Origin of the sequence: Candidatus Methanomethylophilus sp. 1R26, from assembly GCF_001481295.1 — an archaeon.
Classification (GTDB): Archaea; Thermoplasmatota; Thermoplasmata; order Methanomassiliicoccales; family Methanomethylophilaceae; genus Methanomethylophilus.
The window spans coordinates 15,267-34,487 of the sequence record NZ_LOPS01000020.1; the positions used below are offsets into that span (position 1 = coordinate 15,267).

General features: G+C 62.0%; 24 protein-coding genes and 1 pseudogene. 11 read left to right on the forward strand and 14 right to left on the reverse strand.

From position 1 onward, the window contains the following. Nucleotides 1-54: 54 nt before the first annotated feature. Genes AUQ37_RS04570 through AUQ37_RS04575 form a run of 3 tightly spaced genes read right to left on the reverse strand, consistent with a single transcriptional unit; the run spans nucleotide 55 to nucleotide 1,464 of the window. Nucleotides 55-783, reverse strand: coding sequence for an aspartate-semialdehyde dehydrogenase (locus tag AUQ37_RS04570; protein ID WP_235584924.1), 729 nt, complete (start codon nucleotides 781-783; stop codon nucleotides 55-57). Then, nucleotides 723-1,118 (reverse strand): hypothetical protein, encoded by a 396-nt coding sequence (locus AUQ37_RS12285; protein ID WP_235584925.1) that lies wholly within the window; start codon nucleotides 1,116-1,118, stop codon nucleotides 723-725. The genes AUQ37_RS04570 and AUQ37_RS12285 overlap by 61 nt, the downstream gene beginning before the upstream one ends. 28 nt (nucleotides 1,119-1,146) lie before the next feature. Next, nucleotides 1,147-1,464 (reverse strand): chorismate mutase, encoded by a 318-nt coding sequence (locus AUQ37_RS04575; RefSeq protein ID WP_235584926.1) that lies wholly within the window; start codon nucleotides 1,462-1,464, stop codon nucleotides 1,147-1,149. 178 nt (nucleotides 1,465-1,642) lie between these two features. Between AUQ37_RS04575 and AUQ37_RS04580 the strand changes: the two genes are divergently transcribed. The 5 genes from AUQ37_RS04580 to AUQ37_RS04600 are packed head-to-tail and all read left to right on the forward strand — an operon-like array spanning nucleotide 1,643 to nucleotide 4,775. Beyond that, nucleotides 1,643-2,140, forward strand: a complete 498-nt coding sequence (locus AUQ37_RS04580; protein ID WP_058747599.1) for a hypothetical protein — start codon at nucleotides 1,643-1,645, stop codon at nucleotides 2,138-2,140. Nucleotides 2,141-2,194: 54 nt separating this feature from the next. Continuing rightward, entirely contained in the window at nucleotides 2,195-2,749 is a 555-nt protein-coding gene (locus tag AUQ37_RS04585; RefSeq protein ID WP_058747600.1) for an imidazoleglycerol-phosphate dehydratase, read from the forward strand. Nucleotides 2,750-2,752: 3 nt separating this feature from the next. Then, nucleotides 2,753-3,514 (forward strand): imidazole glycerol phosphate synthase subunit HisF, encoded by a 762-nt coding sequence (gene hisF / locus AUQ37_RS04590; RefSeq protein WP_058747601.1) that lies wholly within the window; start codon nucleotides 2,753-2,755, stop codon nucleotides 3,512-3,514. Continuing rightward, nucleotides 3,511-4,122 (forward strand): bifunctional phosphoribosyl-AMP cyclohydrolase/phosphoribosyl-ATP diphosphatase HisIE, encoded by a 612-nt coding sequence (hisIE, locus tag AUQ37_RS04595; protein WP_058747602.1) that lies wholly within the window; start codon nucleotides 3,511-3,513, stop codon nucleotides 4,120-4,122. The genes hisF and hisIE overlap by 4 nt, the downstream gene beginning before the upstream one ends. Beyond that, entirely contained in the window at nucleotides 4,119-4,775 is a 657-nt protein-coding gene (locus AUQ37_RS04600) for a histidinol phosphate phosphatase domain-containing protein (protein WP_058747603.1), read from the forward strand. Before hisIE ends, AUQ37_RS04600 begins: the two co-directional genes overlap by 4 nt. A gap of 57 nt (nucleotides 4,776-4,832) precedes the next feature. Here the strand turns inward: AUQ37_RS04600 and AUQ37_RS04605 are convergent, their stop codons facing one another. Together AUQ37_RS04605 and AUQ37_RS04610 are read right to left on the reverse strand one after the other, a co-directional pair. Then, nucleotides 4,833-5,972, reverse strand: coding sequence for an iron-containing alcohol dehydrogenase (locus AUQ37_RS04605; protein WP_058747604.1), 1,140 nt, complete (start codon nucleotides 5,970-5,972; stop codon nucleotides 4,833-4,835). Nucleotides 5,973-6,029: 57 nt separating this feature from the next. Beyond that, complete coding sequence (locus AUQ37_RS04610; RefSeq protein WP_058747605.1) at nucleotides 6,030-6,209, reverse strand: hypothetical protein; 180 nt, start codon at nucleotides 6,207-6,209, stop codon at nucleotides 6,030-6,032. An 86-nt stretch (nucleotides 6,210-6,295) separates the two neighbouring features. Between AUQ37_RS04610 and mtnP the strand changes: the two genes are divergently transcribed. The 6 genes from mtnP to AUQ37_RS04640 all read left to right on the forward strand — a co-directional run bounded on the left by mtnP (nucleotide 6,296) and on the right by AUQ37_RS04640 (nucleotide 12,890). Continuing rightward, a complete protein-coding gene (gene mtnP, locus AUQ37_RS04615; protein WP_058747606.1) occupies nucleotides 6,296-7,090 on the forward strand; it encodes an S-methyl-5'-thioadenosine phosphorylase in 795 nt (264 codons plus the stop codon). A gap of 122 nt (nucleotides 7,091-7,212) precedes the next feature. Further along, nucleotides 7,213-8,445: an ATP-binding protein gene (locus AUQ37_RS04620; RefSeq protein WP_058747607.1), complete on the forward strand. Its 1,233-nt coding sequence runs from the start codon at nucleotides 7,213-7,215 to the stop codon at nucleotides 8,443-8,445. 42 nt (nucleotides 8,446-8,487) lie between these two features. After that, a complete protein-coding gene (hypF, locus tag AUQ37_RS04625) occupies nucleotides 8,488-10,680 on the forward strand; it encodes a carbamoyltransferase HypF (RefSeq protein WP_058747608.1) in 2,193 nt (730 codons plus the stop codon). 74 nt (nucleotides 10,681-10,754) lie between these two features. Next, nucleotides 10,755-11,774: a phosphoglycerate mutase gene (locus AUQ37_RS04630; RefSeq protein ID WP_235584927.1), complete on the forward strand. Its 1,020-nt coding sequence runs from the start codon at nucleotides 10,755-10,757 to the stop codon at nucleotides 11,772-11,774. Between the two features lie 64 nt (nucleotides 11,775-11,838). Then, on the forward strand, nucleotides 11,839-12,267 hold the full coding sequence (locus tag AUQ37_RS04635; protein WP_058747609.1) for a hypothetical protein: 429 nt from the start codon (nucleotides 11,839-11,841) through the stop codon (nucleotides 12,265-12,267). Further along, entirely contained in the window at nucleotides 12,261-12,890 is a 630-nt protein-coding gene (locus AUQ37_RS04640; RefSeq protein WP_157844282.1) for a hypothetical protein, read from the forward strand. The genes AUQ37_RS04635 and AUQ37_RS04640 overlap by 7 nt, the downstream gene beginning before the upstream one ends. Before the next feature lie 108 nt (nucleotides 12,891-12,998). Here the strand turns inward: AUQ37_RS04640 and AUQ37_RS10245 are convergent, their stop codons facing one another. From AUQ37_RS10245 to AUQ37_RS04685, 9 genes and pseudogenes are all read right to left on the reverse strand, one after another. Continuing rightward, a complete protein-coding gene (locus AUQ37_RS10245; protein ID WP_058747611.1) occupies nucleotides 12,999-13,247 on the reverse strand; it encodes a hypothetical protein in 249 nt (82 codons plus the stop codon). A gap of 259 nt (nucleotides 13,248-13,506) precedes the next feature. Beyond that, nucleotides 13,507-14,774, reverse strand: a pseudogene (gene eno, locus AUQ37_RS04650) (phosphopyruvate hydratase). A gap of 3 nt (nucleotides 14,775-14,777) precedes the next feature. After that, on the reverse strand, nucleotides 14,778-15,671 hold the full coding sequence (locus AUQ37_RS04655) for a response regulator (protein WP_058747612.1): 894 nt from the start codon (nucleotides 15,669-15,671) through the stop codon (nucleotides 14,778-14,780). Nucleotides 15,672-15,856: 185 nt separating this feature from the next. Continuing rightward, entirely contained in the window at nucleotides 15,857-16,006 is a 150-nt protein-coding gene (locus AUQ37_RS04660) for a 50S ribosomal protein L40e (protein WP_058747613.1), read from the reverse strand. A gap of 84 nt (nucleotides 16,007-16,090) precedes the next feature. After that, on the reverse strand, nucleotides 16,091-16,525 hold the full coding sequence (locus AUQ37_RS04665; protein ID WP_058747614.1) for a hypothetical protein: 435 nt from the start codon (nucleotides 16,523-16,525) through the stop codon (nucleotides 16,091-16,093). Between the two features lie 11 nt (nucleotides 16,526-16,536). Then, nucleotides 16,537-16,794: a hypothetical protein gene (locus tag AUQ37_RS04670; protein ID WP_058747615.1), complete on the reverse strand. Its 258-nt coding sequence runs from the start codon at nucleotides 16,792-16,794 to the stop codon at nucleotides 16,537-16,539. Then, nucleotides 16,791-17,381, reverse strand: a complete 591-nt coding sequence (locus tag AUQ37_RS04675; protein WP_157844284.1) for a hypothetical protein — start codon at nucleotides 17,379-17,381, stop codon at nucleotides 16,791-16,793. The genes AUQ37_RS04670 and AUQ37_RS04675 overlap by 4 nt, the downstream gene beginning before the upstream one ends. Nucleotides 17,382-17,430: 49 nt before the next feature. Further along, a complete protein-coding gene (locus AUQ37_RS04680; protein ID WP_058747617.1) occupies nucleotides 17,431-18,648 on the reverse strand; it encodes a glycosyltransferase family 87 protein in 1,218 nt (405 codons plus the stop codon). A 365-nt stretch (nucleotides 18,649-19,013) separates the two neighbouring features. Next, nucleotides 19,014-19,221, reverse strand: a 208-nt coding sequence (locus tag AUQ37_RS04685) for a hypothetical protein (RefSeq protein WP_235584930.1), incomplete at its 5' end; no start/stop codon positions are given.

Sequence of the window (19,221 nt, forward strand, 5' to 3'; positions counted from 1 at the left end):
GGGAACGGCCGGAGCGGGGAAGGAAGGCCCGCTCCGCCGCGGCCCCGGAAGGGATCAGAGAAGGTTCTTCTTATAGGCGTACTCGGCGTTGAGGATGGAACCGCCGGCCCCGCCGCGGAGGGTGTTGTGCGAAACGACCCAGAGCTTGTAGTAGCCGTTGGACTTCCTTATCCTGCCGACGGTGGAGGCCATCCCGCGGGCCCTCTCCGGGGAACCCGCGAAGACATCGTAGATGGGCTGGGGCCTGTTCTCCTCGGTCCTCACGATGACAGGCTGCACCGGGGCCGAGGGGAGCTTCAGCTTCTGGGGCTCGCCGCGGAAGCCCGAGAGGGCCGAGGCGACCTCCTCCAGGGAGGGCTCGTCCCTGAGCTTCAGGGAGAGGGACTCGGTGTGGCCGTCGACGACAGGGACCCTGGCGCAGTTGGCGATGACATCGAAGTCGGCGTACCTGAACTTCCCGTCCCCGTACGTCCCGAGCATCTTCCCGAGCTCGGACTCCATCTTCTCCTCCTCATGGTTGATGAAGGGTATGACGTTGCCCACGATGTCCAGGGACGGCACTCCGGGATAGCCGGCGCCGGAGATGGCCTGGTAAGTGGAGACGAAGACCTGCTCGAGGCCGAAGGCGTCCCTCAGGGCCTTCAGGGGCACGACGATGCCGGTCGAGGAGCAGTTGGCGTTCGTGACGATGTACCCGCCGTCCTTGTAGGTAGGCTGGTCCTTCACGGCGGCGAACTGGTCGGTGTTGACCTCCGGGACGATGATGGGCACGTGCTCGTCCATCCTGTGGGCCCCGGCGTGGTGTAGACCGCCACTCCGTTCTGCGCGAGCTGGGTCTCGGTCTCGCCCGCGAGCTCGCTGGGTATGCCGGAGAACGCAATCCTGCACGAATCGGCGATGTGCCTGATGTCCATCTTGGAGATCTTCATGTCGAGGGTCTCCTGGCTGTACTCGTGGTCGCGGACCTTCAGGGTGTCCCCGAACCTCTTGCCCTCGGACCTCTCGGAGGCGTAGAGCCCCTCGATCTCTAAATAGGGGTGGCCCTCCAGCATCTGGACGAACCTCTGCCCGATCATGCCCGTGGCGCCTAGAACCGCCACCTTCACTTTTCCGCTCATTTCCTCCCTTCCTTCCGGATGCGCCGGCTCAGTCGCCGTCGTAGATCTTCTTCTGGCGCTCCTTGGAGATGCTCAGGATGACATGCGCGATCTGCTCGGCTTCATCCTCGTTGAGGCTGACCTCCTTGCAGAGGTCCAGGTACCTGGCGACTATCTCCTTCTCCCTCTCATCGTCCCAGTAGCTCTGGCCGCTGCGCTTCTTGGCCTTCGCCAGCTCGTCGGTGATGTCTATGCGGGTGGCTATGAGGTCGATGATCTTGCCGTCGATCTCGGACACCTCGTCCCTGAGTTCCTTCGTAGATGCGGGCGCTTCCATGGAAACCCTCTTACTGATGAACGCGCGCATGAGTCTTTACTTATAAAACCCTCGCTGTGCTCAATCTATACGGTTACTGTTTTCGTATTGCCGATTGAAAGAATCGAATATAAACGAAGAAAATTTACGGATTCCGTATTAATGAACTTATTAGTTCATTAATGCACTGAAAAGATGGTTTAAATCCTATGGGCGCATCTACGGCTTCATGGACCGTATTCAGAAGTATTTCGGACGCCATCCCTCCCAGATGGCAGTCGCAAGGCTGCTGCTGAGCCAGGGGCTCAGCGTTCACGACGGCTACATCTGGTGCGGGGATATCAGACAGGCGGACACATCCGTCGCCGAGGCCGCCAAGGTAGACCGCAGGGTGGTCCGCTCGGCCGTGGAGAGGATAATGGGCGAACCCGAGCTGCTGGCATTGTACTCCAAGCTCAGATGCATGGTGCTCCTCTCGGACGTCGCGAAGGAGCTGGGATGCTCGGTCATCGAGGTCATCCCCACCGACGAGAAGGTCCCGGGGATAATGTCAGGCATCATGGACATCATCTTCAAGGCCGGGATCAACGTCAAGCAGGCGGTCGTCAGCGAGCCCGCCGACGACGGCCAATCGCATCTGATCCTCATCACCGAGGGCGAGATGCCGGGGACCGTCATATCGGCCGTCCGCGAGAGCTTCGGCGTCGCGAGCGTCATCATCAGATGACGGACGCCCGCGCGCTGTTTTAATAAATAACACGCGCATCATGCGGTCGATATCATGACGGCTACGTCAAGGAGAGCGGACCTGGAGCGCAGCACCCGCGAGACCGATGTGAAGGTCGGGCTGTGCATCGACGGCACAGGGGAATTCGACGTCAAATGCGACATCCAGTTCCTGAAGCACATGTGCGAGACCCTCGCCAGGTACGCCGACTTCAACCTCACCCTCGAGGCAGGCGGGGACAACGACCACCACGTGATCGAGGACACCGCCATCGCCCTGGGGGAGGCGTTCAAGCGCGCCCTGGGCGACGGGCCCGTCGAGAGGACGGCATCCTGCGTCCTCCCCATGGACGACGCCCTCGTCCTCGTGTCCATTGACCTCGTCGACAGGCCGTACTGCGACGCCGACCTGCCCGATCCCCTCTACATCCACTTCATGAGGAGTTTCGCGATGTCCGCCGGGATCACCCTGCACACCGTGAAGTTCAGGGGGTTCGACGACCACCACGTGATCGAGGCGACGTTCAAGGCTCTCGGCAAATGCCTCAAGAACGCGGTCAGGCCCCGCGACAGGCTCCTGAGCACCAAGAACGCGGTCAAGACGGTGTGAAGCATGCTCGCCAAGAGGGTCATCCCGTGCCTCGATGTGAAGGACGGCAAGGTCGTCAAAGGAACGGAGTTCGTCAACCTGAAGGAGGTCGGGCGCCCGCCCGAGCTCGCCGAGCGGTACTCCAGGCAGGGCGCCGACGAGATCACCTTCCTGGACATCGCCGCCTCCAAGGAATCCCGCGGGACCACGCTCGGCCTCGTGAAGGAGACCGCGGAGCGCGTCTTCGTCCCCCTCACGGTCGGCGGGGGCATCCGCACGGCCGACGATGTGCACAACGCCCTCCTGGCCGGAGCGGACAAGGTCTCCATGAACTCCGCCGCCGTGGCGCAACCGGAGGTCATCTCCGAATCCGCCGAGAGGTTCGGGAGGCAGTGCGTCGTCGTCGCCATCGACGCCAAGCGCACCGGGAGCACCTCTTCCGGGTTCGAGGTGTTCGTCAAAGGCGGCACGGAGCCCACCGGCATCGACGCCCTCGCCTGGGCGGCCGAGGCCGAGGACCGCGGCGCCGGCGAGATACTGCTCACCTCGATCGATGCGGACGGGACCCGCAACGGCTACGACATCCCGCTGACGAAGGCCGTGGTCGAGGAGACGAGCGTCCCCGTGGTCGCTTCCGGAGGATGCGGCGGCATAGACGACATCTACCGGGTGTTCGCCGAGACCGACTGCTCCGCGGCGCTCGCCGCGAGCATATTCCACTACGGGGAATGCACCGTGGACGACGTGCACGAATACCTCCGCGAGAGGGGGATAGAGGTCAGATGACGGAGATTCCGAAGCTGAATTACGATGACAAGGGGCTGGTCCCCGTCATCGTGCAGGACTACAGGACCAACGAGGTCCTCATGCTGGCATATTCGAACGAGGAGGCCGTGAGGCTGATGTACGAGACAGGCTACACCCACTTCTGGAGCCGCAGCAGGCAGAAGATGTGGAAGAAGGGAGAGGAGTCCGGCCACGTGCAGAGGATAAAATCGATCGAGGCCGACTGCGACGCCGACACCCTGCTGGTCAGGGTCGACCAGACCGGCCCCGCCTGCCACACCGGCCACCCCTCCTGCTTCTTCACCACCGTCGAGGGCAGCACGGACGACACCGCCGCCATCATGCCCGAGCTCATCCGCACCATAAAGGACAGGAAGGAGAACCCCTCGGAGGAGAGCTACACCTGCAAGCTCTTCTCCAACGAGAACAAGATGTGCAAGAAGATCGTCGAAGAGGCCGCCGAGGTCATCCTCGCGGTCAGGGACCACGACAAGGAGGAGATCGCGTCGGAGACGGCCGACCTCATCTACCACACCCTGGTGGCCCTGGTGAAGGAAGACGTGGACCTGGGCCTTGTCTATAAAGAGCTCACGGAGAGGCATTCATGAAGCCCAGGGCGGACCTGCATACGCACACCGTCTTCAGCGACGGGGAGCTCATCCCGGCGGAGCTCGTGCGGAGGGCATCAGTGCTAGGACATGACCTCCTGGCCATCACCGACCACGTCGACATGACCAATGTCGAATGGGTGGTGACCAACCTCGTCAAGGCCACGCAGCTGAACAGGGACTACAACATCCGCGTCCTCCCGGGCGTGGAGATCACCCATGTGCCTCCGGCGCTCATCGCCCAGGTCGCGCACGACGCCCGCCGCTTCGGCGCGAAGATTGTCGTGGTGCACGGCGAGACCATCGTCGAACCGGTCGCCCCCGGCACCGACAGGGCGGCCGCGGAGAACCCCGACATCGATGTGCTGGCACATCCCGGGTTCATCACCGCGGAGGAGGCCGACATCGCAAGGGAGAACGGCGTGGCCCTGGAGATCTCCGGGCGCAGCGGCCACAGCTTCACCAACGGGCACGTGTGCAGTATCGCGAGGGCGTCCAAGTGCATGATGGTGGTCGACTCCGACACCCACCAGCCCGAGAACCTCATGGACGACGAAGCGGCGACCAAGATCGCACTCGGAGCCGGCCTCACAGCCGAAGAGGCCGATAAGGCCCTCCACAAAACGCCTTACAAGATCGCCGAAGGCCTCTGAAAAGGGCCCGGCAGGCGCCCCTCCACGGGGCGCCCGGCGCTTCTGTCTTTCTTAATTTTACATCGATTCGCGGTAGATCAGCGAGACCTCTTCCTCTGTCGTGATGGGCTTGGGGTTCCCCAGAAGCCTGGCCTTCGAGACCCTGAAGGCATTGGAGGCCAGCCAGGGGATGTCCTCCTCCGTGAAGCCCTCGTCTGACAGGTAGACGCTCAGCCCGATGCGGTCCAGGAGCATCTCGACCTGCGCGGCGCAGTCCTCGGAGCCTTTCCCGCCCAGGAAGCGGGAGATGACGGCGTACTTCTCGGGCGCGCCTTCGACCGAATGCCTGATGACCGTCGGCGTGAGGGCCGCGAGCCCCCTGCCGTGGACGATGTTCCTCAGACCGCTCAGCGGGTGCTCCAGGCCGTGCGGGGCGGCCAGGCTCGAGACGTAGAACGCCATGCCGACCGCCGAGGCTGCGGCGGTCACGGCGTCCAGGGCCTCCGTGTCATGGATGTCGTCGTTCGCGGCGACGATATTGTCCGTCAGCAGGCGGAGGCATTCCAGCGAGATGGCCTCGGTGACCGGGGAGGCGCCGGGGCTGACATATGATTCCATGCTGTGGCAGAGGGCATCGAAGGTCACCGGAGCGAGGACCGAACGGGGCATCGTCTCCATCAGCGAAGGGTCCACGATCGCGCATCTGGGTATGAGGCAGTCGTCCCTGATCCCGCGCTTGTCCTTCGTTGCAGGGTCTGTCAGAATGGCCGTTCCGTTGCTCTCGCTCCCGGTCCCGCAGGTGGTCGGCACCGCGATTATGGGGAGTGCTGAGTACTCCTGCTCGGAGAACCCTTTCTCCAGGAAATCCTCCACGCGGCCGGGGCTGCAGGCCATGAGGGCGATCCCTTTGGCGCAGTCGATGGGACTCCCGCCGCCGAGGGCGACGACCGTACCGCACCCCTCGGAGCGGGCAAGGGCGGCCCCGTCGGCAACTGCAGTGGTCAGTGGATTGGCCGAGACGCTGTCGAACACGCAGTAGCCGATATGCTCATCATCGAGCTGCCCGAGGACGCGGTCCAGGAGGCCGGTCTTCGCACTGCTCCGGCCGGTCACCACCAGAGCCTTGGCGCCGATCTTGGAGACCTCGCTGCCGACAGTATCTGCCTTCCCCCTACCGAAGACGATGTTGGCAGGAACAGACCAGTGGAAATCCTTCATGAACAGGAATGGGCAGGCGCGTATATCGTTCTGCCCGTCATAAACTCCCAGAAATCGTCAGTCCTTCCCGTCGGTCCCTAGTTCCCGGCGGATCTTCCTGATGAGGTCGTCCATGTAATCCTCGCGCCCCTCATCGCGGAAATCCTCGTCGACGACCATGAGCGCGGCATAGAGCTCCCTCTCGGTGAGCGCCTCCTCCCCGGACTCGGGCTTCTTCTTCCTTTCCGGCTCCGCCATGGTATCATGCACTCGACGCACGGTAAAGGATTAATCACTTTCCCCGACCCAACGGTTATTAGCCATCCGTGCGTTCGCAGGGGCATATGCCAAAGATCGCAATCATCGGCGGTTCCGGGATCTACAACCCGGACAGCTTCGAGCTCATACGGGAAGAGTTCCCGGACACCCCTTACGGGAAGCCCTCAGACCCCATCATGATCGGGAAGATCAACGGCGTGGAGGTCGCGTTCCTCTACCGCCACGGCAAGCAGCACCAGCATCCGCCTTCCTCCGTCCCCTACAGGGCCAACATGTACGCTCTCTGGAAGCTCGGCGTGGAGTATGTGATCTCTGCGTGCGCCGTCGGCTCCCTCAAAGAGGAGTTCCGCCCCGGAGACCTCGTCATCTGCGACCAGGTCATCGACTTCACCCGCGGCAGGAAGCTGACCTACTTCTACGACCAGACGGTGCACATCTCGATGCCGGACCCCTGCTGCCCCTACCTGAACAAGATCTTCGCGGGCGCAGCGGAGGAGATGGGGATCAGGTACCATCTCGGAGGCACCTATGTGTGCATCGAGGGCCCCAGGTTCTCCAGCAGGGCCGAGAGCAGGATGTTCAGGAGCTTCGGCGACCTGGTCGGCATGACAATGATCCCAGAGGTCACCCTCTGCCGCGAGCTTGGCATGTGCTACTGCAGCCTGGCGACCATAACCGACTACGATGCCTGGAAGGACGAGGCCGTCACCATCGACATGGTGAACAAGACCATGGCCGAATGCCTCGACAAGGTCCTCAGGCTCCTCGAGCTCGGCCTCCCCAGGATCGGGAAGTCGGACTGCTGCTGCGCCGAGGCCGCCGAAGGCTGCGGATCGCTCAAGGCCATAGAGAAACAGTGAACAGGGGGCGGCCGGAATGCCGCCTCCGATCGAACATTTCTGATCTGGCACATCCGATTTCGTAAAATTTGGAGTTCAACTCCAAATTTTTCAAACTAAGAAGACCCAGTTTGTAAAAAAACATGATTCAGAGAACCGTTCGGAAGGCCATCGAAGAAAGCATCCTCCGCAAGCCTGTCACCCTTGTCACAGGCCCGAGGCAGGTAGGCAAGACAACGCTCTGCAAGGCCATAGGGGACGAGCACGGATTCGGATACGTCTCCCTCGCAGATATGGGCAACCGTGAACAGGCGCTCAGCGACCCTGTGATGTTCCTGAAGTCCCACCCAGCGCCGCTGGTGATTGATGAAGTTCAGTATGCGCCCGGGCTCTTTGATGCCTTGGAGGCCGAAGCAGACGGAAGAAAGGCAGAGACTGGTTCCAATGCCGGAATGTATCTGATCATAGGGAGCCAGGTTTACGGCCTTATGAAGGGCGTGACACAATCCATGGCCGGGAGAGTGTCGGTGATCCAGATGTCGCCTCTGAGCCTGAGCGAGACGCTCGGCAGGGAGGAAGTGCCATTCAGGGTGGACTTCGAGAGCGATCTCCGGAGAGCGTCCGAATCGAAACTGTCTGTCGGGGATATCTATGAACGGATCTTCCGCGGCTCGTATCCGGAGCTATGGAACGATAGGACAGAAGATCCCAGGGATTTCTATTCCGACTATGTTTCCGCATATATCGAAAGCGACGCAAGCCAGATAATCAGCGTGAAGGACAAGATCAAATTCCATCAGTTCCTCGAACTGATGGCATCGCTCAGCGGCCAGGAACTGGTCTACAACAGAATATCCAATTCCCTCGGGATCAGCGTCAAGACCGCAGAATCATGGGTAGGAGTGCTCGCTACCGGAGGGATCATAACCCTGCTTGAACCGTACTGTGATAGGTCCAAACTGAAACGCATCGTCCGCCGCCCCAAGATGTATTTCTGCGATACAGGCCTGGCATGCTTCCTGGCAAGGGTTTGCGATCCGGAATCCCTGAGGGCCGGATACCTCAGCGGGCATTTTGTTGAGACCTACATCGTCAATGAAATAATGAAAAGCTGCAAGAATAACCGCGACTTTCCGGGTCTGTACTACTATCGCGACTCGGAGATGAACGAGATAGACCTCATGATCCTCCGCAACGGAACATTCTCCCTCGTTGAATGCAAGGCCGGCATCTCATACGGCGCCGAGGACGTGAAGGCATTCCGGAAGATGAAGAAGTCCGGTTTCAAGATAGGCCATTCATGCATCATCTGCATGACGGACACCGGCTATCCTGTGGCCGAGAATGTTTACGCTCTACCGATAGCATCCATCTGACAGCGGCGGCAACCTAAATACGCGCACCCCAATCACACCGCGATGAGGATCGTCTTCAGAGGCACCGTCCAGGGAGTGGGCTTCCGCCCGGCCGTTTACAGGACGGCGGTCTCCCTCGGCCTGCACGGAAGCGTCCGCAACGACGGCTCCCGCGTGACTGTAGATATAGACCGGGACGATCTTACGGAGAAATTCATCTCCGAGCTGAAGGCCTCCCTCCCCCCGCTCGCCAGGATCGATTCTGTGGAGACCGAGAGGTTCGCCGTGGAAGCCGGTTCGTTCTCGATCGCCGCCTCGGGGGAGGACGGCAGGAACGGCGCTTCCATCCCCACGGACACCGCAATCTGCCCCAAATGCCTGGAGGATATGAGGTCCGGCAGGAGGAAAGGCTACGCCTTCACGTTCTGCACCGACTGCGGGCCCAGGTTCACGACTCTGACCGCGATGCCTTACGACCGCGCCCACACGTCGATGTCCGCATTCCCCATGTGCCCGGAATGCGCCAAAGAGTACTCCGATCCTTCCGACCGCCGCTTCCACCACCAGACGATATGCTGCCCCCGCTGCGGCCCGCAATACAGGCTCGCAGGCGCGGACGGCTCGGAGATCGCCTCGGACGATCCGATAAGGGACTTCGCCGCACGCCTCGACGGCGGAGCGATAGGTGTCGCCGAGAGCTGGGGCGGGATGCACATCTGCTGCACGCTGGCACAGTTGGAGAAGCTCCGCTCGTGGTACCGCCGCCCCCAGAAGCCGTTCGCGATCATGGTGCGCGACATAGAGACTGCGGAGAGGTATTGCAGCCCGACCGACGCGGAAAGGGAGCAGCTCCTGTCCCCGCACCGCCCGATCGTGCTCGTGAAGAAGAAAGAGACCGAGTTCTCCGGACTCATCTCGCCCGGCATCGATACCACCGGGGTGTTCCTGCCCTATACCGGCATGCAGCACCTCCTCTTCGATTCCCTCGGGGCCGACGCCCTGGTCATGACCTCCGCCAACCCGCCGGGGGAGCCTATGGCCACCGATCCGGAAGACGCTTTCCGCCTGGGAGCGGACTGCTACCTCCTGCATAACCAGGCCATCGTCAACCGCGCCGACGATACCGTCCTCCGCATGTGCGGGGACAGCGTGTTCTACATCCGGAAGTCCAGGGGAGCGATACCGTCCTTCTACGAGATCCCCCTGGAAGGCGGTGCGGCCGCCGTGGGGGCGCAGGAGAACCTCGCTGGTGCGGTCGCCTGGAAAGGGCGCATCTATCCGACCCAGTACATCGGGAACGGCGAGAAGTTCGGGGTGGAGGACTATCTCGAGGAGGCCGTCCGCCGGCAGCTGGAGTTCACCGGCTGCGAACCGTCCGTCATCGCGGAAGACATGCACCCGGCATATGCCAACCGCGCTTTCGCGGCCCGCCTGGCCGAGGAATGGGGCGCAGAGGTCACCGATGTGCAGCATCACCATGCGCATGCGGTGTCCCTGATGGCCGATTCCGGGATCTGGGACCATCTCACCGTCCTCGCGCTCGACGGCACCGGGCACGGCGACGACGGGGCGGCCTGGGGGAGGCGAGGTCATGTCGTGCACCCTGGCTCCTACGAACGCCTGGCACATCTGCAGTACCTCCCCCTGATCGGAGGGCAGAAGGCGGTAGAGGACATCCGCAGGCTCAGGCTCGCCGCCGACCTCGCCAACGGCGCTGAGACCGATACGGGATTCTCGGATGCCGAGCTGTCAGTCCTCTCTAAGTTGGCCGGGAGGAGCGTGAGGAGCTCGTCCTTCGGGAGGTTCCTGGACGCTCTGGCATATTCGCTCGAAGTGTGCAGGGCCCGTACCTACGACGGGGAGCCGGCCATGAAGCTGGAACATCTTCTGGCCCGCGGGCATCTGATCGACGGGTTCGGGACGGAGACCGTGAGGGGAGAGATCCAGACAGCGCCGCTGTTCCTCAGGCTCGGAAAGGCGGACCCGGCCGACGAGGCCTATTCCGCCGTGCACGGAGTGCTGGCAGAGATGGTCTCCGCCGCTTCCATGAACGCAGAGGCCGAGGGGGAGGACCGCATAGGCATCACCGGGGGGGTGTCCTACGATGTCCCGATCGTGAAGATGGCGGAAGAGCTCGCGGAGGAGCGCGGCATGAGGCTGATCGTCCATTCCCGCGTCCCGAACGGCGACGGAGGGATCTCGACGGGCCAGGCGGTCTGCGCGCTGGCACGCGCCGGGGAGAGAAGACTGGATTAATTATCCATGCATAACATGGTTTATCTATCTGTGGATTATTGTTCCATCCATACCGCGCCGAGCGCGCGCTACTGGTGATTTCGACGGACAATACGCTCTTCGTTCTTCTCGACGGCATGGAGGATGACCCGTGCCCGGAGCTCGGGGGGAAGAAACCCTACGAGGCCGCGGAAATGCCCTTCATTAGGAAGGCCGCCCCGAACCTGGCATGGACTACCGGCAGGGGATATACCCAGCTGTTCCTGAACGAGTTCTGGACCGGGCACGCCCCTGATTCCTCGACCTCCCGCGCGGCGATCGAGGCCTGCGGGCTCGGGCTGGACATGGGCCACGGAAGGACCGCCTTCCGCATGAGCCCCGCGTTCATCGGGGACGGGACCGTGAAATGGGCCTACGGAGTGGACGACCGCGCCGACGACCTCATGCAGAGCGTGAAGGACAACATGTACCTCCTGGACGACTGCGCCCCGGAGATGAAGTTCTTCGTGCACGGCCGCGCCGTCATCACCCTGGACTACGGGGACTATGTTCCCGAGCCCGGGCCCCAGGCCCCCGTGGACGGCCCCTTCGTGCCGATAGCCGGCCCTATGGGCGAGCTGGTCATGCAGGTGGCCTCGAAGAACGAGGGCCTCACGCTCTATCCCTGGGGCATCGGGAAGGTCGGGCACATCTACCCCGCCTTCCCCTGCGTCAGGAAGATGACCGCTATCTCGGACAGCCCGACCGCCCTGGGAATCGCCGCCATGATCGGGCACAAGACCCAGCTGATCGAGGACATCGACGACAGGTTCCCGGCTGCCCTGAAAGCGCTCAGGGAGGGGAACGTCTTCCTCCACATGGACGAGGTCGATGAGTACAGCCACGAGAAGGACCCCATGAAGAAGAAGCGCATCCTGGAGCACATCGACTCGATGATGTCCGAATACTTCTCGGACTGCAGCAGGATGGTGTTCTTCGTCGACCACGGCACGTCCTGCGTCACCGGCAAGCACATCCTGATGGACGTCCCCTTCAGGACCAGCTTCGAATGCTTCGGGCAGGGCGAGCACGTAGAGCTCCCCGCCCTGGTCCCCAAGCTGATGGGAGGGATGTGAAACGGATTTCGAACTGCCGCCGTCGCTGACTGCCCGCGGGAACGTTGGCAATGCCAAGAAGATAATGAAGAGGATCTGGGGGAAGAGGGGGATATTCACCTGCACCATCGCCTCCACCCTGACCTCCACCATCCCGGGGATCTCCGAGGCAGGGGACACCCCCGAGCTCACCCTGTTCACCGGCCCGGCCGATGCCGAGCTCCTCATGGCGGGGAAGGTCCTCTGCATGAAGGACATCCCGATGAACCCCGGGAACATCCCCACTCCCGCCACGCTCACCAAAGCCGCCCTGGAGCTCTCCGGGATGCCGTTCGCGATCATCAACGGCGGTTCGAAGGTAACCCCCAGGATCCCCTGCATAGAGGTCGGGGGAGTCACCGGGGAGAAGATCACCGGCGGGCATGCCATGGAGCATGACAACGTCATGAGGCGTTCGAGTACGGGAAGATCCTCGGGAAGCACCTCGCGGACACATACGATTACGTCGTGGTGAGCGAGAGCTGCGCCGGCGGGACGACCACCGCCCTCGCCGTCCTCCTCGCCATGGGAGTCATCAGGGAGAACCTTGTGAGCAGCAGCTCCCCGAAGAACCCTAAGAAGTTCAAGTGGGACACCGTGATGGAAGGGTTCAAAGCAGCCGGGATATCCATAGGAGACCTGAAGGACGACCCCCTGAAGGCGATCGAGCTCTTCGGGGACCCCATGATGCCGGTGAACCTCGGCATCGCCCTGGGAGCGGCCCCCAACGTGCCCGTGATGTTCGGCGGGGGGACGCAGATGGCACCGGTGATGGCCGCCGCCCTGAAGCTCGACCCGTCCATCATCGGCAACATCGTCCAGGGGACCACCAGGTGGCTCCTCGCCGACCCCAATTCCAGCATGGAGAGGATCGCCGAGGCCGTCTCCCCGAAACTGCCGATCGTCTGCATCAACATGGATTACTCGGAGTCTCCCTACGAGGGGCTGCAGGCCTACGAGTGGGGGTACATCAAGGAAGGCGTCGGATGCGGCGGGTCCTGCGTGGCAGCCGTCGCCTCGAGCTCCGGGGCCATAGGGTGCAGGGAGATACTGGCCCGCGTGGAGAAGATCTACTCCGGGCTTGTCAGACCTGAATGAGGGGCGGGCGCTGCCCGTCCCGATGGGCCGCCCGAACGGTATTACTTTTAACAAAAACGTAGCAAAAATTATTCTGCCGTCAGTTCCGGGGAATTCATTTCCGAATACTCAGAAGGCAGGCTCCTCTTCGATGATCGAGAAGTGCTCGTCGAGCATGTCGAGCTCGACCGAGATCCTCTGGTTCCGGCAGAAGGAGCATTCGATCGGCTTGCGGAGGCGAACCTTGGTCTCGTACTCGTTCTCGTCGAAATCCACGATGCGTCCGCATTTGCAGTAGATCTTATGGAAACAGCCAGGGCCAGCATCGCAGATCAAGCTGTTCCTGACGGAATCTAGCGGCACGAACGGATCAGGCATCGGACATTCAGGCAGACGCAGTTCCTCCTAAACTCGAATCCCACGGAGTATCCAAGTCCCATCCCGATGCTCCGAGTGTACTTCCGACCTATTCGGTACTAACCATATAAGCATTCGTATCGACAGTTTTTTAGGCAACACATAGTCGTAGAAACCCTTCAAATACGCCTTGTGAATGGATAGAAAAATATAAATAATAAAAATAAGGGCCCTTCCGGCCCCGGAGGGCCGGCGGGAACCCGCGTCCGCCGGCGGCGGTTCAGAGCCGGAGGGCCTTCCTGCCGGCGAAGACCGCTTTGTCGCCGAGCCTGTCCTCGATCCTGAGGAGGCGGTTGTACTTGGCGGTCCTCTCGCCGCGGCAGGGCGCGCCCGTCTTGATCTGCCCGGTGCCCCATCCGACGCAGAGGTCGGCGATGGTGGTGTCCTCGGACTCTCCCGACCTGTGGGAGACGATGACGTTGTACCCGTGGTCGGCGGACATCTCGCGGGCGTTCTGCGCCTCGGTGACGGTGCCGATCTGGTTGACCTTGAGCAGGAGCGCGTTCGCGGCCCCCTCGGAGATCCCCCTGCTGAGCCTGCGGGTGTTGGTGACGAACAGGTCGTCCCCGACGATCTGAACCTTGTTCCCGACGGCCTTGGTGAGCTCCGCCGTGGTCGCGAAATCATTCTCCTCGAACGGGTCCTCGATGCTGATCAGCGGGTATTCCGAGATGATCTCCCGGTAGTGGTCGGCAAGCTCTCCGGCGGTGAGGCTGAGGCCGTCGACGCTGTACTTGCCGCTGTCGTAGAACTCGGACGAGGCGGCGTCGATCCCGAGGTAGATGTCCTTCCCGGGAACGTACCCGGCATCGGATATGGCATCGACGATGGTCCCGAGGGCCTCGGAAACGGTGTTGACCGGGGGCGCGAACCCTCCCTCGTCGCCGACGTTGATGGCCCCGGCGCCGTACCTCTTCTTCAGGATGCTCTTCAGGGACGCGTAGGTCTCGGCGGCCATCCTGAGGCACTCGGAGAAGTTCTCCGCGCCGGCCGGGATGATCATGCATTCCTGGATCTTCAGGTCCCCTCCGGCGTGCTTTCCGCCGTTTATGATGTTGAACATGGGCACCGGCAGGGTCCTGTGGTCCTTCCCGATGTGCTCGTAGAGCTCCTCTCCGGCGGCGAAGCGCCCGCCCTCGCGACGGCGAAGGACACCGCAGTGGTGGCGTTCCCGCCGAACCTGCTCTTGTTGTCGGTACCGTCGGCGGCGATGATCGCCGCATCGATCCCCTTCTGGTCCTCCGGGTCCATGCCGACGATGGCCTGGGCGATGGGACCGCGGACATTCTCGACCGCTTTCAGGACCCCTTTGCCCTTGTACCTGTTCCCGCCGTCGCGGAGCTCGAGGGCCTCGTACATCCCGGTGGACGCGCCGGACGGCGCAATGGCGGAGATCTCATGGCCTCCGACGGTGACCACAGCTTCTACAGTGGGGTTGCCCCTGGAATCGAGGACCTCCCTTGCCCATACCTTCTCGATCTTTGTCATTGCTCAATCCTCCTTGTACGGCGCCATCATGGATGTCAGGAGCGCTCTCTCGTTGGGGGAGAGCAGGTCCGAGTCCGCGGACGCCAGCAGCGTGTATTTCTTGATCTTCCTCAGGCCTATGAGCTCCTTCACGGCCACCATGGTCGAGTCGATCCCGCATCTCTCGATGATGCCGTCGAGATCGTCGATGGCGATCACCGGCATGTAGCCGGTCTTGAGGAACTCCCGGGCCGAGGCGATGAGCGTGCCCAGCGGGTAGCGCTCCCCGCGCAGGGTGAAGACCGGCGAAGCGCTGTCCAGCCCGAACGAATCGCGGACGGCCTTCGCGCGGCCTGCGGTGATGATGAACATGTCATACCCGGCGGCGGAGAAGGTCCTCATGACATCGTAAACGACCGACGGCTGCTTCTCGAAGACTACGTATGCCTCCCCGGGGACGATGCCCCTGCGGGTCAGGTCCGAGACCGGGTCCTGCATGCGCTCCTTCTTCGACGCGGAGACGTTGGACGACCCGCCGAACTCCGCCTCCTCCAGCGCCTTGGCGAAGTCCTCGGAGCCGAAGGGCTTGTCCAGGACCTTCTTCACGTAATTGCTGCCGGGGACGGATTCGCCGGGGAGCCTGAGGAAGATGACGACAGGGCCCTGGGACGACCTCATCCTGCGGTCCTTGCGCCCGGGATAGGTGCCGTAGATCGTCTCCAATCCATTGATGAACTCGGTGCCCCCTCCGGACACCCCGTTGTCGAGGACCACCAGCATGCGCTCCTTCTCGGCGCGCACCGCGGCGAGGGCCTCCTGGACGGAGGCGACGACGGTGTACTGCCTCCCGAGGCTGTCGAGCTCCCCCGTGAGGGCAGCGGTCATGAAATCCCTGTCCTCGACAATGAGCGTCTTCATGAGAATCCCCGGGCTTCAGTATCAAGCGCGGTTATATAATTCCGTCCGAGAAGCCCGGCGGATTCCTTGGGGACCGCCGAAGCGGGCCGGGACGGACGATGCCTGTGAATGAACCAACCTCTCGGTGGTGAAACGATTTTCAGGAAGAGATGCGGCGGGGGATCCCGCCGCAGTGAAAGACCTGCTTACTGCTTCCTGCTTTCCCTGGCCTTGGGCCTAAGGTTGCTGTATCCGCATTTGCGGCACTTGGACGCCTTGAGGGGGTTCGTCGCATAGCAGTTCATGCAGACGGACTTGTCAAGGAGCCTGCGCTCCGCCTCTTTGAAACGGGCCATTTATATTCCTCTGGCAGTCCAATAAGCAGGCAATATAAAATCATCGCCACAGGTTATGAAGGCCTGCGCGGCCCCCGGGGACGGTCAGTCCCTGCCGCTCTTCTTCTTGGACGGCCTGCGGAAGACGGTGCTGTCGGCGATGTCGATGGGGGTGCGCTTCCTCAGCATGAGGCCGGCTATGACCACCATGATGACGCTGCCCACCAGGTCGGCGCGGAGGTCGTCCAGGGTGTCGAAGACGCCGTAGGTCATGTAGTTGGTCCCGGTGACCATGTCGATGTAGCCCTCCATGATCTCCCAGATGCCTCCCCAGGCCAGCGAGATCATCAGGGTGTAGCAGTGGATGGCCGCATCAGACCCCAGGGTGAGCCGTTTGGGCTGGTACTTCTGGATTATGCACAGTGCCAGGAACACGATGCCTCCTACGCTCATCGAGGACAGCACATGGCCGAAGAAGCCCCACCAGGGGACTCCCGGGTCCTTGTAGAGCCCGTAGCAGAGGGACTCGATGTAGATCATGACGTCGATGATCAGCAGGAAGCTGAACCACCAGGCATCTTGACTATGCCGGTCAGCCTGAGGACCGGGATGACCGAGATCACCAGGAAGCAGGCGATGCACGACGCCTCTAGGTACTCAGGGGGATGGGGATCGTCGCCGATGCTGAGGCCGCGGGCGGTGCCGTCCACGACCTTCCAGAAGGTGAAGGCGATGATAACGAAGACTATGAGCCAGACAGCGTAGGTCAGCTCCCGGTCCTTCTTCTCGGGAAGATGGTCGAGGCTCATTCCCGCACCTCGAAGCGCTCCCTGCACAGGAGGTAGTCCCTGCCTTTCTGGTACCTGATGAAGACGAAGGCAGCGACAATGGACAGGGCCAGGCTCACCATCAGGTACGCCATCTCATCGACGAAGAAGAAGTTCTCGTCCAGGTCGTTCTTGTTGAAGATGGACACCGACACCAGGGAGACCGAGACCATGGCGACGCAGTTGAACACCATGAACCCGCCGACCTCATAGCGGTTCAGCACCGATCCGAAGAGCACCGCAATGCAGACCGCGGCCTCGTAGGCCAGGGGATAGGCGATGACCCAGACCACGATCCCTTCCATATGGGCGTATACCCTGTCGTCCATGTCGCCCTCGAGCACGAACGCCATCAGGAAGGACCCGACGACCATGCAGACGGTCGCGATGAGGGGCACCTCCGGGTCCACCGGAGAGTTCCTCCCGGACTCATACCACAGAAGGAGGGCGAAGATCGCCGATATGAGCGTCAGCGTCGCTGTGAACTCATCATCCTGCAGACAGCACAGGACGGTCATCACCAGCCCCGCCGCAGCCATCAAGAGGTATGCCCTCGCATCGGCTTTCATCTCGGGAGCCATCGCGAACGAGTAATTAAACGATGGTATCGCAGAGCGGTCACAGGCGCTCGGGGAACCTGTCCCTCTTCACCAACTCCCAGGTCAGTGCCAGATAGATCCCGACGGCCGCCACGTTCCTTACCAGGAGCACTATGGTCCCGATATTGCTCAGGTCCTCTCCCTCCCCTCTCATTCCGAAGTTCACCAGGAAGTTCAGCTGGGTGAGGACCTCCACCGCGATGAACCACGTGATGATGTTGATGCTGCGCCCGTCGCGGTCGTCCTCGGCGTGCGCCTGCATCGTGTAAAGGATCATCAGGGGTATGAGCCAGATGACGTACTGCCCCGAGAACACGGTGGAGACGAGCACGAAGGTCATGAGCGCCAGGAGGGCCACCAGGGCGCTGTCCATCGGCACCTTCGCCGGGACCTTCCTCCTGCCCATCGCCGACCAGTAGAAATAGTGGGCGTAGAGCATCAGCAGGACCACGGCCATGAGCGGCAGCATGATGTCCCCGAGGAGATCGGCCATGTCCCCGTAGAGGTTGTCGGACCCGTACTCGAACCCTACCCAAGCGTCGGTGAGGCCCAGCATGTCCAGGAACTCGGGGAGGGAGGCTATCGGGGCCTCGATCTCCAGCGGGCGGTCGGTGTGGTAGGTCATGAAGGAGAGCGGGTCCGAGCCCATGGCGAAGAACGCTCCCAGGCACAGGAGGCCGGCCCCGCAGTAGATGACGGCGCCGCGCAGGGCCTCCCTGCGGTCGCCTTTCGACAGCAGGTAGATGAGGAGCACCGGGAACAGAACGGCAGGATACAGCTTCACCAGGGTGGCGACGGCGAGGACCAGGAAGGCGGCGCCGTTCTTCTTCTCCAGGACGAAGACGACGGCGAGCATGGTGAGGACGGCCGGGATGATGTCGAAACGGTCGGCGAGGAACTCGAACATCAGGAGCATCAGGACGGAATAGAACATCATCGTCCCGAACCTGGAGACCTTGTAATGGACCGCCATGCGCTCGCTGCACCAGAGACCCAGCAGGAAGAATCCGAAGGTCTCGGCCAGGAAGGCGGCCTGATAGGAGGAGACAGACCAGCTGAACAGGCGCGGGATCAGGATGAAAAGGTACGCCAGCGGGGGATACTCCCATGTGCTCCATTTGTCGTACGCCCACACGTCCTCGGTGTACGGGAACACATGCCCGCTCACCATGGCATCGGCATACGGCCAGTACCCGTCGCGCACGCTCGAAGGGATGTCGGAGAACTCAACAATCAAAAAGAGAACTACTGCCAAACGGCATATATGCCTCCGAAAAGCAGATAATCGCGGCGCCTCTCTGTAATCTCCACGTCCGCATATTATGAAGCATTCATTTAACGGTTCCACTCTCGCAGACATCATCAACGCCCCTGCTTCGGCCTGTCCGCACGGCCCGCGTTCAGGCCCTGCCGTATCGGATGTGTGGGATATCGCCTCGGGAGAGCGTCCGGCACCCGAAACCTGTCGACGGCGCCGCATCATTTCAGCCAGACGTTCAGTAACGGCAGTATGCTGCCGAACCTGTCTCCGTCCGGCAGCCTGTCCGAGAATGCCAGCCTGTACCTCACCACTTCGCCGAGGCCGTCGATCTCATCGAGGTTCTATACGCACCACGTCTGGTTGTTTTCCGACGGCGGGATGTTCTCTATCAGCACCAGATCGTGCACCGGCCCGATCCTCTTTATGAGGCCCTTCACATCGGTCTTCTCCCTCGGGAACATCCAGACATGCCCTTCGATGTACTCGGGGCGGTCGCTGCGCAGCTCGTCGAACAGATGCGCCATCGGTTCGTAGGTGCCTCCCTGGGAG

Bases quoted from the DNA above. Each gene is read 5' to 3' on its own strand.
- AUQ37_RS04665 (WP_058747614.1), bottom strand. From the start codon at position 16,525: ATGATCTACATCGAGTCCCTCTGCTACGGGCTCTACAAGGACCCGGGA.
- AUQ37_RS04580 (WP_058747599.1), top strand. From the start codon at position 1,643: ATGGACCGTATTCAGAAGTATTTCGGACGCCATCCCTCCCAGATGGCA.
- AUQ37_RS04605 (WP_058747604.1), bottom strand. From the start codon at position 5,972: ATGAAGGATTTCCACTGGTCTGTTCCTGCCAACATCGTCTTCGGTAGG.
- AUQ37_RS04635 (WP_058747609.1), top strand. From the start codon at position 11,839: ATGAAGAGGATCTGGGGGAAGAGGGGGATATTCACCTGCACCATCGCC.
- mtnP (WP_058747606.1), top strand. From the start codon at position 6,296: ATGCCAAAGATCGCAATCATCGGCGGTTCCGGGATCTACAACCCGGAC.
- AUQ37_RS04655 (WP_058747612.1), bottom strand. From the start codon at position 15,671: ATGAAGACGCTCATTGTCGAGGACAGGGATTTCATGACCGCTGCCCTC.
- hisIE (WP_058747602.1), top strand. From the start codon at position 3,511: ATGACGGAGATTCCGAAGCTGAATTACGATGACAAGGGGCTGGTCCCC.
- hisF (WP_058747601.1), top strand. From the start codon at position 2,753: ATGCTCGCCAAGAGGGTCATCCCGTGCCTCGATGTGAAGGACGGCAAG.
- AUQ37_RS04600 (WP_058747603.1), top strand. From the start codon at position 4,119: ATGAAGCCCAGGGCGGACCTGCATACGCACACCGTCTTCAGCGACGGG.
- AUQ37_RS04575 (WP_235584926.1), bottom strand. From the start codon at position 1,464: ATGCGCGCGTTCATCAGTAAGAGGGTTTCCATGGAAGCGCCCGCATCT.
- AUQ37_RS12285 (WP_235584925.1), bottom strand. From the start codon at position 1,118: ATGAGCGGAAAAGTGAAGGTGGCGGTTCTAGGCGCCACGGGCATGATC.
- AUQ37_RS04610 (WP_058747605.1), bottom strand. From the start codon at position 6,209: ATGGCGGAGCCGGAAAGGAAGAAGAAGCCCGAGTCCGGGGAGGAGGCG.
- AUQ37_RS04660 (WP_058747613.1), bottom strand. From the start codon at position 16,006: ATGGCCCGTTTCAAAGAGGCGGAGCGCAGGCTCCTTGACAAGTCCGTC.
- AUQ37_RS10245 (WP_058747611.1), bottom strand. From the start codon at position 13,247: ATGCCTGATCCGTTCGTGCCGCTAGATTCCGTCAGGAACAGCTTGATC.
- AUQ37_RS04585 (WP_058747600.1), top strand. From the start codon at position 2,195: ATGACGGCTACGTCAAGGAGAGCGGACCTGGAGCGCAGCACCCGCGAG.
- hypF (WP_058747608.1), top strand. From the start codon at position 8,488: ATGAGGATCGTCTTCAGAGGCACCGTCCAGGGAGTGGGCTTCCGCCCG.
- AUQ37_RS04620 (WP_058747607.1), top strand. From the start codon at position 7,213: ATGATTCAGAGAACCGTTCGGAAGGCCATCGAAGAAAGCATCCTCCGC.
- AUQ37_RS04675 (WP_157844284.1), bottom strand. From the start codon at position 17,381: ATGAAAGCCGATGCGAGGGCATACCTCTTGATGGCTGCGGCGGGGCTG.
- AUQ37_RS04570 (WP_235584924.1), bottom strand. From the start codon at position 783: ATGGACGAGCACGTGCCCATCATCGTCCCGGAGGTCAACACCGACCAG.
- AUQ37_RS04670 (WP_058747615.1), bottom strand. From the start codon at position 16,794: ATGAGCCTCGACCATCTTCCCGAGAAGAAGGACCGGGAGCTGACCTAC.